We start from the raw sequence: 11,800 nt of genomic DNA, 5'->3' as shown, positions 1-11,800 counted from the left end.
TTGCTGTGGATTCGGCGCAAGCATGCGACATCCCCGCGCATCGCACCATCCCGGCCGGTCCGCCGGCGGTCCACAGGGAATCACGCAGCTTTGTTGCGGTTGCGAGTTTGCTGGGAGCGCCCTGATCCGGCAGGGGTCTTCCCTTTGATGCGCGCCTGCTCTACTTGGGGGAAACCGTAATTTGACGCGACCGAGGAGGCCCCAATGGCGATGACAATGACCGGCGAAGTCCAGCTTCCGGCGACGCGCCAGTCCGTGTGGGACAAGCTCAACGATCCCGATGTGCTGAAGGCCTGCATTCCCGGCTGCGAGGAACTGGAGAAGACCGACGAGCATGGCTTCCGTGCCACCGCCAAGATGAAGGTTGGCCCGGTGTCGGCGCGCTTCAAGGGCAAGGTCACGCTCAGCGATCTCGACCCGCCCAACGGCTACAGGATCTCGGGCGAAGGCGAGGGCGGCGTGGCCGGCTTTGCCAAGGGGGGCGCCACCGTGGCGCTCGCCGACAAGGATGGCGGCACGCTGCTGAGCTACAACGTCGAGGCCCAGATCGGCGGCAAACTGGCGCAGCTGGGCCAGCGCCTGATCAACGGCGCCGCCAAGAAACTGGCTGACGAGTTCTTCGCCAATTTCGCCAAGGCGGTGCAAGGCTAGCCCCGCCTGACGGCTACCAAAGTCATATCAAGCCATGTCCCAGATGGGTGGCTCCAAAGGTTGCCCATTGCCGGACTGGCCCATATTATCCGCCCCGAAATGCCCTAAACCGCCTGTTTTGCCGCGCTGCGGCAGGACAGATTAGAGAGTACTGATGGCCAAAATCTCCCTCATCGTGAACGGCAATCCCGTCAACGCCAACGTCGACCCCCGGACCTTGCTGGTCCAGTTCCTCCGCGAGAACCTGCGGCTGACCGGTACCCATGTCGGCTGCGACACCTCGCAGTGCGGCGCCTGCGTCGTGCATCTCGACGGCAAGGCGGTAAAATCCTGCACCACGCTCGCCGTGATGGCCGACGGCCACGAGGTCAGGACCATCGAGGGGCTGGCGGCCGACGGCGCGCCGCTGCATCCGATGCAGGAGGCCTTCCGCGAGCACCACGGCCTGCAGTGCGGCTTCTGCACGCCCGGCATGATCATGACCGCGGTGGACATCGTTCATCGCAAGGGCCATGACCTCTCCGACGAGGTCATCCGCGAGGAGCTGGAAGGCAATCTCTGCCGCTGCACCGGCTATCAGAACATCGTCGTGTCGATCGCCGCGGGCGCCAAGGCGATGGCGAAATCGGACCGCGCTTAAGTTTTCATCGCGACTGCGATCGGGAAGTTCCTCATGTACGAATTCAAATATCATCGTCCGGGCACTGTTCGTCAGGCCGCCAATTTGCTGGCCAAGAACGAGGACGCCAAGGTCATCGCCGGCGGCCACACGCTGGTGCCCGTCATGAAGCAGCGGCTGGCGAGCCCGCCGCATCTGGTCGACATTTCCCACGTCGAAGGACTGGATGCGATCGAGATGAAGGGCCGTTCGCTGGTGATCGGAGCTACCGCCAGGCATGCCGACGTCGCGGCCTCCGCGACCGTGCGCGAGGCGATCCCGGCGCTGGCCGAGCTTGCCGGCATGATCGGCGACCCCGCCGTGCGTCACAAGGGCACCATCGGCGGCTCGCTCGCCAACAACGATCCGACCGCCGATTATCCGGCCGCCGTGATGGCGCTCGATGCCACCATCGTCACCAACAAGCGCCGCCTGAAACCGGAAGAATTCTTCCAGGGCCTGTTCACGACGGCGCTCGAGGCCGACGAGATCATCACGAAAGTGATGTTCCCGCTGCCGAAGAAGGCGGCCTACATCAAGTTCCGTAACCAGGCCTCGCGCTATGCGCTGGTCGGAGTGTTCGCGGCCAAGCGCCCCTCCGATGTGCGCGTCGCCGTCACCGGCGCCGGCTCCAACGGCGTGTTCCGCCTGACCGCGTTCGAGGAAGCCCTGAAAAAGCGTTTCTCGCACAAGGTGCTCGACGGGCTGACGGTATCGGCCGAGGGCCTGAACAGCGACCTGCATGGCAGCGCCGAATATCGTGCGCACCTGATCGGCGTGTTGGCGCGCCGCGCAGTGCAGGCGGCGACCGACCGCGAGTGACGACGTACCTGTTTCTGTGAGATTGGCGGTCCCATGAATGCATCGGCGCTCCCCAAATCCGTCGATGCGATGCTGGAGCTACTGACATCGCGCGGCTATTTTGCCGAACGGTCGCTGGCGACGGTGGCCTTTCTTTCGCTGCGCATGGGCCGTCCGCTGTTCCTGGAAGGCGAGGCCGGCGTCGGCAAGACCGAAATCGCGAAAGTGCTGGCGGCGGCGCTCGGCCGCAATCTGATCCGCTTGCAGTGCTACGAAGGCCTCGACGTCTCCTCCGCGGTCTATGAGTGGAACAGCGCCGCGCAGATGATCGCGATCCGGCTGTCGGAAGCCACCGGCGAGACCGACCGCGACCAATTGTCGTCGGACATCTTTGCCGAACGCTATCTGATCAAGCGGCCGTTGCTGCAGGCGCTGGAGCCGGATGTGGCAGGCAGTCCCGTGCTCCTGATCGACGAACTCGACCGCGCCGACGAGGCGTTCGAGGCCTATCTCCTCGAAATCCTCTCCGACTTCCAGGTCACCATTCCCGAATTCGGCACCGTGAAGGCGCCGCATCCGCCGATCGTCGTCATCACCTCCAACCGCACCCGCGAAATCCACGACGCGCTGAAGCGGCGCTGCCTCTATCACTGGGTCGATTATCCCTCCGCCGAGCGCGAGCTTGCGATCATCAAGAGCCGCGTGCCCGGCATCTCGGCAAAATTGTCGCAGCAGGTGGTGCGTTTCGTGCAGGCGCTGCGCGACCAGGATTTCTACAAGTCGCCCGGCGTCGCCGAGACCATCGACTGGGCTACCGCGCTGACCGAGCTCGATGCCCGCTCGCTGACCCCGCAGGTGGTCGGCGACACCCTTGGCGCGCTCCTGAAGTACCAGGACGACATCGCGCGCATGCAGGGCGAGGGGCTGAACAAGGTTTTGAAGGAAGCGACCAGCGAGAATTGACCGCAGGTCATTCCGGGGCACGCGAAGCGTGATCCCGGAATCTCGCGCCGCAATCTCGAGATTCCGGGTTCGATGCTGCGCATCGCCCCGGAATGACGGAAGTGGACATCTATGGCCATCGATCACCTCAATCCGCCCACCGGGCAAATGGCCGACAATGTCGTCGGCTTTGCCCGCGCGCTGCGCGCGGCGGGCCTGCCGGTCGGGCCGGGCTCTGTCATCGACGCCATGAACGCGCTGCAGGTGATAGACATCGGCAAGCGCGGCGATGTCTACACCACGCTTGAATCGATCTTCGTCAAGCGCCACGAGCACGCGCTGATTTTCGCGCAGGCCTTCGACCTGTTCTTCCGTGCCGCCGACGAGTGGAAGCACATGCTGGATTCGGTGCCGCTGCCGGATCACGCCAAGAAGAAGCCGCCGCCGGCCGCGCGCCGCGTGCAGGAGGCGATGGCGCAGCCCGCGATGCGCGAGGAGATGCCGCAGACGCAGGAGCAGGAATTGCGGCTCTCGGTTTCCGACCAGGAGATCCTGCAGAAAAAGGATTTTGCGCAGATGAGCGCGGCCGAGATCGCGCAGGTGATCCGGGCCATCGCGAAGATGAACCTGCCGCAGGCCGAGCTCGTCACCCGCCGGCATCGCCCCGATCCGCGCGGGCTCCGCCTCGACATGCGCCGCACCCTCCGCCGCAGCCTGCGCACCTCGGGCGAGATCATCGACATCCGCAAACTCGGTCGGATCGAGAAGCCGGCGCCGATCGTGGCCTTGCTCGACATCTCCGGCTCGATGAGCGAATACACGCGCCTGTTCCTGCATTTCCTCCACGCCATCACCGATCACCGCAAGCGCGTCTCGGTGTTCCTGTTCGGCACGCGGCTGACCAATGTGACGCGGGCGCTGCGCGCCAAGGACCCCGACGAGGCGCTGGCAAGCTGCTCGCAGACGGTCGAGGACTGGGCCGGCGGCACCCGCATCGCCACCTCCCTGCACAGCTTCAACAAGCTGTGGGCGCGCCGCGTGCTCGGGCAGGGCGCCCTCGTGCTCCTGATCTCCGACGGGCTGGAGCGCGAGGCCGACGACAAGCTCGCCTTCGAGATGGACCGGCTGCACCGCTCCTGCCGGCGGCTGATCTGGCTCAATCCGCTCCTGCGCTACAGCGGCTTCGAGGCCAAGGCGCAGGGCATCAAAATGATGCTGCCGCACGTTGACGAATTCCGCCCGGTGCATAATTTGAGTTCGATCGAAGGGCTGGTCGAGGCGCTATCGGCGCCACCTCCGCCGCACCACCGCAGCCTGATCCGCTCCGTAGCCTGAACGAGGTCTTGCCATGCTCAACCGCGACGAGGACATCCTGAAGGCCGCCGAAGACTGGCAGAAGGCCGGCCACGGCGTAGCGCTCGCCACCGTGGTCGAGACCTGGGGCTCGGCGCCGCGCCCGGCGGGATCGAGTCTTGTCATCAACGATGACGGCACTTTCCTTGGTTCCGTCTCCGGCGGCTGCGTCGAGGGCGCCGTCGTCACCGAGGCGCTGGATGTGATCGCCAGCGGCAAGCCAAAAATGCTGGAGTTCGGCGTCGCCGACGAGACCGCCTGGAACGTCGGCCTGTCCTGCGGCGGCACCATTCGCGTCTTTGTCGAGAAGGTTGGGTAGCCGTGAAGATCGAGATCCTCAGGGAGTTGAACGCCGAGCGCGCCGCGCGCCGGCCGGTCATAATTGTCACCGACACCGCCACGGGCGAGCAGCGCCTGGTCAAGGCAAGAGATATTGCCGCCGATCCGCTGCGCGCCGAACTGGCCAAGCAGTTGCGCATGGGCAAGAGCGGCAATGTCGAGGCCGGCGGCAAGAAGTTGTTCCTCAACGTCTACGCGCCGACGGCGAAGCTCGTGATCATTGGCGCGGTTCACATCAGCCAGGCGCTGGCGCCGCTGGCGCGTTCGCTGGACTATGACGTCACCATCGTCGATCCGCGCACGGCCTTTGCCAGCCCCGAGCGCTTCCCCGACGTGCCGCTGATTGCCGAATGGCCCGACACGGCGCTGCCGCCGCTCAACGTCGATCACTACACCGCCTTCGTCGCGGTAACGCATGATCCAAAAATCGACGATCCGGCGTTGCTGCATGCGTTTGCCAGGGATTGCTTCTATATCGGCGCGCTCGGCTCGCGGAAGACGCATGCCAAGCGTGCGGAACGGCTGAGGGCGCAGGGCGCGTCCGAAGCCGACATCGCGCGCATCCACGCGCCGATCGGGCTCGATATCGGGGCGGTATCGCCGTCGGAGATCGCGGTCTCCATCATGGCCGAGATCACCGCGCAGCTCCGCTTGCCGCCCAAGGAAAAAGAACAGGCGGCATGAAGTTCGGTCCGGCCAGTCCCAAGGAGGCGATCGGCGGCGTGACGGTGCACACGCTGCGGCAGGGCGCGCTGGTGCTGAAGAAGGGCACGACCATCGGCGCTGCCGAGGCCGCGGCGCTGGAGAAAGCCGGCGTCAAGGAAATCGTCGTCGTGAGGCTCGAACAGGGCGACGTCTCCGAGGACGTCGCGGCTGCCGGCATCGCGCAGGCCGTGGCCGGCGACGGCGTCAATGTCGAGCGCGCCTTCACCGGACGATCCAATCTGTTCGCAGGCCGCGCCGGCGTGCTGGTGGTCGATCGCGCCGCGGTGGATCGCATCAACGGCGTCAATGAGGCGATCACGCTGGCGACCTTGCCGGCCTTCAAGCCGGTCGTCGAAGGCGAGATGATCGCGACCGTGAAGCTGATCCCGTTCGGCGTGGAAGGGAAATTGCGGGATGCGGCCATTGCTGTCGCAGGCAAGGATACGCTCCGCGTCGCGCCCTACGTCATCAGGAAGGTCGGCGTGGTCTCGACGCTGCTGCCGGGCCTTGCGCCCAAGGTGATCGACAAGACACTGCGCGTCACCGCGGAGCGGCTGGCGCCGGCCGGCGCGGCCATCATTGCCGAGCGCCGTGTGGCGCATGACGAAACGCTGCTCGCGGCGTCGATCAAGGAATTGCTTGGGCTCGGAGCCGAGCTCGTCATCGTGTTCGGCGCTTCGGCAATCGCCGATCGCCGCGACGTCATTCCGGCCGCGATCACCGGCATCGGCGGCGCCATCGAGCATTTCGGCATGCCGGTCGACCCCGGCAATCTGCTGTTGATCGGCAGCGCCGGCGGCGTACCCGTGCTCGGCGCGCCCGGCTGCGCGCGCTCGCCGGTCGAGAACGGCTTTGACTGGGTGCTGACGCGGCTGCTCGCCGGCCTCGAGGTCACCCGCGCCGATCTCACCGGCATGGGCGTCGGCGGACTGCTGATGGAGATCGTGACGCGCGGCCAGCCGCGCAGCGTTCCCGACATCGAGGGCAATCGCAACGTTTCCGCCATCGTGCTCGCAGCCGGCCGCTCGACGCGGATGGGCGGGCCGAACAAGCTGCTGGCCGAGCTCAATGGCAGGAAGCTGGTGCGGATCGTCGCCGAGCAGGCGCTGGCTTCCAAGGCGACGGAGGTGATCGTCGTCACCGGCCACCAGGCCGAACTGGTCGAGCAGGCGCTCGAAGGACTGCCCGTGAAATTCGTGCGCAATCCCGAATTTGCCGGCGGGCTTGCAAGCTCGGTGAAGGCCGGCATCTCGGCCGTGGGCGAAAAAGCCGACGGCGCCATCGTCTGCCTCGGCGACATGCCGCTGATCGACGCGCAACTGATCGACCGGCTGATCGACGCGTTCGCGCCGGACCGCGGCCATCTCATCACGGTGCCGGTCGCGGAGGGACGCCGCGGCAATCCGGTGCTGTGGTCGCGCCGCTTCTTCAGGGAATTGATGACGCTCGACGGCGATACCGGTGCGCGGCACCTGATCGCCAAGCACACTGAGGCCGTCACCGAAGTCCCGGTCGAAGGCGACAGCGCCTTCCTCGACATCGATACCCCGCAGGGACTGGAGGCCGCGCGGCGCGGCTGAGCGCCCGCGGCCGCTCTTTTCAACCTCCCGTTCACCAAGTGGAAACGTCCCCGCCGTAGATTCGCCTCCGTATTGCCTCGGGGGAGGGGATTTTGATCGTTTCGACGGCAAAGGCTCAGCGGGGCGCGCTGCTCATTCTGGCGCTCACCTTGCTGCTGGCGGCCTCGCAGTTCATCACCAAGTCCTGGGCTGCCGGCGCGATTGCGGTCGGCAAATGCGGCGCCTACGGCCAGGCCTTCGACTATCCCGCCGAGGATGCGGCGCGCATCGCCGCGCTGAAGCAGTGCAAGGGCCAGTGCACCGCCGTCACCATGAAGCGCGCCTGCGCGGCACTGGCGATCGACCTGAAGAACCCCTGCGGCGCGCATGGCTATGCGGTGAAGCCCAAGATTTCCTCTTCGCTCAACGCCGCCACCCGCAAGTGCTACGAGTTCGGCGGCAAGGAATGCGTCATCCGCGCCTGGGCCTGCGACGCCAGGGGATGAATTTGTTACCGTCATTCCGGGGCGATGCGAAGCATCGAACCCGGAATCTCGAGATTCCGGGTTCGCTTCGCGCCCCGGAATGACAGCTTGGAGCTCCCATGCAATTCGACACCAAGATCGCGGTCGTGATCCGCGCCGATCTGGAAGCGTGGCAGAAGCTCAACGTCGCTTCCTTCCTCACCAGCGGCATTGCCGCGCAATTCCCCGAATGCATCGGCGAGCCCTATGAAGACGGCTCGGGCACGAAATACCTCTCGCTGATCGGCCAGCCGATCCTGATCTATGGCGCCGACCGCGCGGCGCTGTCGCGGGCGCTCGAGCGCGCACTGGCGCGCAATGTGACGCCCGCCGTCTATACCGAGGACATGTTCGCCACCACGCATGACGCCGCCAACCGCGAGGCGGTGAGGGCGGTCGCCCGCGCCGACCTCAACCTGGTCGGGCTCGCCATGCGCGCCGAGCGCAGGGTGATCGACAAGATCGTCGACGGCTTGAAGTTTCACACCTAGCTCGCCGCGAATGCCGGCTGGCCCGCGCGATGGGTCTCGGCAGGCGCCCCTACCTAAACACCACTCACCTCGATGTGACCTGCACCAGCTTGCTGCTGGATTGACTCTGACTGACCAGTCAGTCATATATGAGCCATGATTAAGCAGCGGTCCAAACCCCAAAGCCAATCCGCGCCTGCCCGGCGCCGTGCCGCCAGTCGGGCGGCGCGGGCCGGCGAGACCAAGGTGGTCTCTGGCCCGTTGCCGCTGCCAAAGCCCAACCGCGCCGAGCGAGCGGCGGAGCGGCGGCAGGCGATCATCGATGCGGCGATGGAGGAATTCATCTCGCGCGGCTTTGCCGCCACGCGGCTCGACGACATCGCCAAGAGGGCCGGCGTCGCCAAGGGCACGATCTACCTGCACTTCAAGGACAAGGAATCGATGTTCGAGGAACTGATCCGCACCGCGATCGTGCCGCTGGTCGGCCGCATGCAAGGGCCGCCGCCGGCGGGCGGGACGGTGCGGGACCTTGTCGAGGGCTTTGCGCTCAACTTCATCCGGGAAGTCGTGACCACGCGGCGCGGCGACCTCGTCCGGCTGATCGTGGCCGAAGGCCCGCGGTTTCCGTCGATTGCCGACTTCTACTACCGCGAGGTGGTCTCGAAGGGGCTCTCCGGCATGCGGGCGATGATCGAGCTCGGCATCGCGCGCGGCGAGATCAAGAACAGGAACCTCGCAAAATTTCCGCAAATTCTCGTGGCTCCCGCCATGATCGCGGTGATCTGGCAGAGCCTGTTCGCAAAACATGCGCCGCTCGACGCGATCGAGATGTTTCGCACTCATCTCGATCTCATCTTCGGCGAACGGAGGACGGCATGACCGCGTCGCAAATGACGACACGGCTTTTCGCGGCGCTGGCGCTGGCGATGACGCTCGCCGGCTGCAACGAAAAGCGCGATCCCGGCTTCCAGGGCTGGGTCGAGGCCGACATGATCTTCGTCAGCCCCGACGAGAGCGGGCGGGTGACGAAGCTCACCGTCCGCGAGGGTGACGAGGTAAAGGTCGGACAGCAGATCTATTCGGTCGACGACGACCTGCAGCAGGCCGACCTCAACCAGAACAAGGCGACGCTCGCCAACGCGCAGCAGACTTTCGACCGCGCTTCATCGCTGAGCAGGACCGGCTCGGGTACGCAGGCGAGCCTCGACTCCGCCATTTCCGCGCTGCGTGTGGCGGAAGCCCGCGTCAACACGTCGGAGACGCGGCTTGCACGTCGCAAGGGCTTTGCGCCGGTCGCGGGCACCATCCAGCAGATCTATTTCCGCGAGGGCGAGATGGTGCCGGCGCAGCGGCCGGCGCTGTCGATCATGCCGCCCGGCAACATGAAGATCCGATTCTTCGTGCCGGAGACCGAGTTGCCGAAGCTCGCCATCGGCGAGGAGGTGAAGGTGACCTGCGACAATTGCTCGGCCGATCTCACCGCGAGAATCTACTTCATCGCGACCACGGCGGAATACACCCCGCCGGTGATCTACAGCCTCGATGAGCGCAACAAGCTCGTCTACCTCCTTCAGGCGCGGCCCTCGCGGCCCGATGCGATGCGCGTCGGCCAGCCGATCAGCGTTTATCTCAACGCCCGCACTCCGGTGGCGGACAAGCGATGAACAGCGCCTCACCATCCGCCTCCGATATCGCCATCGATGTCGAGGGCCTGACAAAATCGTTCGGCGGCCGGACAGTGGTGCAGAACCTCTCGATGCAGGTCAAGCGCGGGTCGATCTACGGATTCCTCGGGCCCAACGGCTCGGGCAAGACTACGACCATCCGCATGCTCTGCGGTCTGCTGACGCCCGACAGCGGCACGGGAACGTGTCTCGGCTATGACATCCGCCGCGACGCCGACAAGATCAAGTTGCGCGTCGGCTACATGACGCAGCGTTTCTCGCTCTACCAGGATCTCTCCGTGCGCGAAAATCTTGAATTCGTCGCGCGGCTCTACGGCATCCCGAACCCGAGGGAAGCCGCGCGCGACATGGTCAACCGCCTCGGCCTCTCCGGCCGCGAGGAGCAGCTCGCCGGCGAACTTTCCGGCGGCTGGAAGCAGCGGCTAGCGCTCGGTGCCTGCACGCTGCCGAGCCCGCAACTGCTGTTGCTCGACGAGCCGACTGCCGGCGTTGATCCCAAGGCGCGGCGCGACTTCTGGAACGAGATCCACGCGCTCGCCGCAGAAGGGCTGACCGTGCTGGTCTCGACCCATTACATGGACGAGGCCGAGCGCTGTCACGAGATCGCCTACATCGCCTATGGCAATCTGCTGGCGCACGGCACGGTGGAGGAGGTGATCGCGAATTCCTCGCTCTCGACCTGGAACGTGACCGGCGACCTCAACGGGCTCGCCGCCGAACTCACCGGCAAGCCCGGCATCGACATGGTCGCCCCGTTCGGCACCTCGCTGCATGTCTCCGGCCGCGACCGGGCGGCGCTGGAAGCCAGCATCGCCCCCTATCGCGCGCAGGCCAGATGGCACTGGCAGCAGAGCGAGCCGTCGCTGGAGGACGTCTTCATCGACCTGATGAGCCGCTCCAGGGACAATTTCCAATGAGCGCCGCTGCATCATCCGGACGACCCCGCGAGGCCAGGGACATCTTTGGTTTCTGGCGGCGCAGCTATGCCATGCTGCTGAAGGAGTTCATCCAGCTCAGGCGCGACCGCGTGTCGTTCGCGATGATCGTGATGATCCCGGTGATGCAGCTCCTGCTGTTCGGCTATGCCATCAACACCACGCCGCGCCATCTGCCGAGCGCGGTGCTCTTGCAGGAAGACTCCGATCTCGGGCGCTCGATCCTGAAGGCGATGGAGAACACCTCCTATTTCCGCTTCACCCGCGAGGTGCACAGCGTCGAGGAATTCGACTATCTGCTGCAATCCGGCAAGGTGCTGTTCGGCGTCGAGATTCCGCGCGGCTTCGAGCGGGCGGTGCGGCGCGGCGACAAGCCCGCGCTGCTGGTGGCGGCCGATGCCACCGATCCGGTGGCGGCCGGCTCCGCGCTCGGCGCGCTTGGCACGCTGGTGCAGACGGCGCTGGCGCACGACCTCCACGCCGGCGATCCCCCCAACATGCCGTTCGAGATCAGGACGCATGCGCGCTACAACCCGGCGGCGTCGTCGCGGCTCAACATCGTTCCGGGCCTGGTCGGCACCATCCTGACCATGACCATGCTGATCTTCACCGCGCTGTCGGTGACGCGCGAAATCGAGCGCGGCACCATGGAGAGCCTGCTGTCGATGCCGATCAAGCCGGTCGAGGTGATGTTCGGCAAGATCGTGCCTTACGTGCTGGTCGGCTTCATCCAGGCCACCCTGATCATCGGCATCGGCGTGCTGCTGTTCGGTGTTCCCATCCTCGGCAGCGTCCTGATGCTGGCGGCGCTGTCGACGCTTTTCATCACCACTAATCTTTCCATCGGCTACACCTTCTCCACCATCGTGCAGAACCAGCTGCAGGCGATGCAGCTCTCGATGATGTTCTTCCTGCCGAGCATCCTGTTGTCCGGCTTCATGTTCCCCTTCGCGGGCATGCCGGTCTGGGCGCAGTATCTCGGCGAGGGCCTGCCGCTGACCCATTACATCCGCATCGTCCGCGCCATCATGCTGAAGGGCGCCACGATTTCGAACCTGCAATACGACACGATTGCACTCATTGCCCTGATGTTGCTGGCGATGACGATTGCGGTTACACGTTTCCGCCGCACGCTAGACTGAGGCGAAAACGCCCGGTGCAATCGGCGGCTCGTTCGG

The 11,800-nt window shown here is 65.6% G+C and carries 14 protein-coding genes; all 14 read left to right on the top strand.

Annotated elements, in window-relative coordinates; translation table 11 throughout:
• Positions 1-204: 204 nt before the first annotated feature.
• On the top strand, positions 205-651 hold the full coding sequence (locus HZB49_RS29175) for a carbon monoxide dehydrogenase subunit G (RefSeq protein WP_291617607.1): 447 nt from the start codon (positions 205-207) through the stop codon (positions 649-651).
• Between the two features lie 154 nt (positions 652-805).
• The gene (locus HZB49_RS29170; RefSeq protein ID WP_291617606.1) at positions 806-1,291 is read left to right on the top strand and encodes a (2Fe-2S)-binding protein; all 486 of its coding nucleotides are present in this window, start codon (positions 806-808) and stop codon (positions 1,289-1,291) included.
• Between the two features lie 33 nt (positions 1,292-1,324).
• On the top strand, positions 1,325-2,131 hold the full coding sequence (locus HZB49_RS29165; protein WP_291617605.1) for a xanthine dehydrogenase family protein subunit M: 807 nt from the start codon (positions 1,325-1,327) through the stop codon (positions 2,129-2,131).
• A 33-nt stretch (positions 2,132-2,164) separates the two neighbouring features.
• Positions 2,165-3,073, top strand: a complete 909-nt coding sequence (locus HZB49_RS29160; RefSeq protein WP_291617604.1) for a MoxR family ATPase — start codon at positions 2,165-2,167, stop codon at positions 3,071-3,073.
• A gap of 111 nt (positions 3,074-3,184) precedes the next feature.
• The gene (locus HZB49_RS29155; protein ID WP_291617603.1) at positions 3,185-4,387 is read left to right on the top strand and encodes a VWA domain-containing protein; all 1,203 of its coding nucleotides are present in this window, start codon (positions 3,185-3,187) and stop codon (positions 4,385-4,387) included.
• Between the two features lie 13 nt (positions 4,388-4,400).
• Entirely contained in the window at positions 4,401-4,724 is a 324-nt protein-coding gene (locus HZB49_RS29150; protein WP_291617602.1) for an XdhC family protein, read from the top strand.
• Between the two features lie 2 nt (positions 4,725-4,726).
• Positions 4,727-5,428 (top strand): XdhC family protein, encoded by a 702-nt coding sequence (locus tag HZB49_RS29145; RefSeq protein ID WP_291617601.1) that lies wholly within the window; start codon positions 4,727-4,729, stop codon positions 5,426-5,428.
• Positions 5,425-7,029: a molybdopterin-binding/glycosyltransferase family 2 protein gene (locus tag HZB49_RS29140; RefSeq protein ID WP_291617600.1), complete on the top strand. Its 1,605-nt coding sequence runs from the start codon at positions 5,425-5,427 to the stop codon at positions 7,027-7,029. Before HZB49_RS29145 ends, HZB49_RS29140 begins: the two co-directional genes overlap by 4 nt.
• A 92-nt stretch (positions 7,030-7,121) precedes the next feature.
• The gene (locus tag HZB49_RS29135) at positions 7,122-7,514 is read left to right on the top strand and encodes a DUF4189 domain-containing protein (RefSeq protein WP_291617599.1); all 393 of its coding nucleotides are present in this window, start codon (positions 7,122-7,124) and stop codon (positions 7,512-7,514) included.
• A gap of 98 nt (positions 7,515-7,612) precedes the next feature.
• A complete protein-coding gene (locus HZB49_RS29130) occupies positions 7,613-8,023 on the top strand; it encodes a DUF2000 family protein (RefSeq protein ID WP_291617598.1) in 411 nt (136 codons plus the stop codon).
• Positions 8,024-8,158: 135 nt separating this feature from the next.
• A complete protein-coding gene (locus tag HZB49_RS29125) occupies positions 8,159-8,881 on the top strand; it encodes a TetR/AcrR family transcriptional regulator (protein ID WP_291617597.1) in 723 nt (240 codons plus the stop codon).
• Positions 8,878-9,666 (top strand): efflux RND transporter periplasmic adaptor subunit, encoded by a 789-nt coding sequence (locus HZB49_RS29120; protein ID WP_291617596.1) that lies wholly within the window; start codon positions 8,878-8,880, stop codon positions 9,664-9,666. The genes HZB49_RS29125 and HZB49_RS29120 overlap by 4 nt, the downstream gene beginning before the upstream one ends.
• Complete coding sequence (locus tag HZB49_RS29115; RefSeq protein WP_291617595.1) at positions 9,663-10,604, top strand: ABC transporter ATP-binding protein; 942 nt, start codon at positions 9,663-9,665, stop codon at positions 10,602-10,604. The genes HZB49_RS29120 and HZB49_RS29115 overlap by 4 nt, the downstream gene beginning before the upstream one ends.
• Positions 10,601-11,764, top strand: coding sequence for an ABC transporter permease (locus HZB49_RS29110; RefSeq protein ID WP_291617594.1), 1,164 nt, complete (start codon positions 10,601-10,603; stop codon positions 11,762-11,764). Before HZB49_RS29115 ends, HZB49_RS29110 begins: the two co-directional genes overlap by 4 nt.
• The last annotated feature ends 36 nt before the right edge of the window (positions 11,765-11,800 follow it).

Origin of the sequence: Bradyrhizobium sp. (assembly GCF_016219575.1) — a bacterium.
Taxonomy (GTDB): Bacteria; Pseudomonadota; Alphaproteobacteria; order Rhizobiales; family Xanthobacteraceae; genus Bradyrhizobium.
Note: the sequence above shows the minus strand (reverse complement) of the source record. Positions and strands in the feature narration are given on the sequence as shown.

Bases quoted from the DNA above. Each gene is read 5' to 3' on its own strand.
- HZB49_RS29175 (WP_291617607.1), top strand. From the start codon at position 205: ATGGCGATGACAATGACCGGCGAAGTCCAGCTTCCGGCGACGCGCCAG.
- HZB49_RS29170 (WP_291617606.1), top strand. From the start codon at position 806: ATGGCCAAAATCTCCCTCATCGTGAACGGCAATCCCGTCAACGCCAAC.
- HZB49_RS29165 (WP_291617605.1), top strand. From the start codon at position 1,325: ATGTACGAATTCAAATATCATCGTCCGGGCACTGTTCGTCAGGCCGCC.
- HZB49_RS29160 (WP_291617604.1), top strand. From the start codon at position 2,165: ATGAATGCATCGGCGCTCCCCAAATCCGTCGATGCGATGCTGGAGCTA.
- HZB49_RS29155 (WP_291617603.1), top strand. From the start codon at position 3,185: ATGGCCATCGATCACCTCAATCCGCCCACCGGGCAAATGGCCGACAAT.
- HZB49_RS29150 (WP_291617602.1), top strand. From the start codon at position 4,401: ATGCTCAACCGCGACGAGGACATCCTGAAGGCCGCCGAAGACTGGCAG.
- HZB49_RS29140 (WP_291617600.1), top strand. From the start codon at position 5,425: ATGAAGTTCGGTCCGGCCAGTCCCAAGGAGGCGATCGGCGGCGTGACG.
- HZB49_RS29130 (WP_291617598.1), top strand. From the start codon at position 7,613: ATGCAATTCGACACCAAGATCGCGGTCGTGATCCGCGCCGATCTGGAA.
- HZB49_RS29125 (WP_291617597.1), top strand. From the start codon at position 8,159: ATGATTAAGCAGCGGTCCAAACCCCAAAGCCAATCCGCGCCTGCCCGG.
- HZB49_RS29120 (WP_291617596.1), top strand. From the start codon at position 8,878: ATGACCGCGTCGCAAATGACGACACGGCTTTTCGCGGCGCTGGCGCTG.
- HZB49_RS29115 (WP_291617595.1), top strand. From the start codon at position 9,663: ATGAACAGCGCCTCACCATCCGCCTCCGATATCGCCATCGATGTCGAG.
- HZB49_RS29110 (WP_291617594.1), top strand. From the start codon at position 10,601: ATGAGCGCCGCTGCATCATCCGGACGACCCCGCGAGGCCAGGGACATC.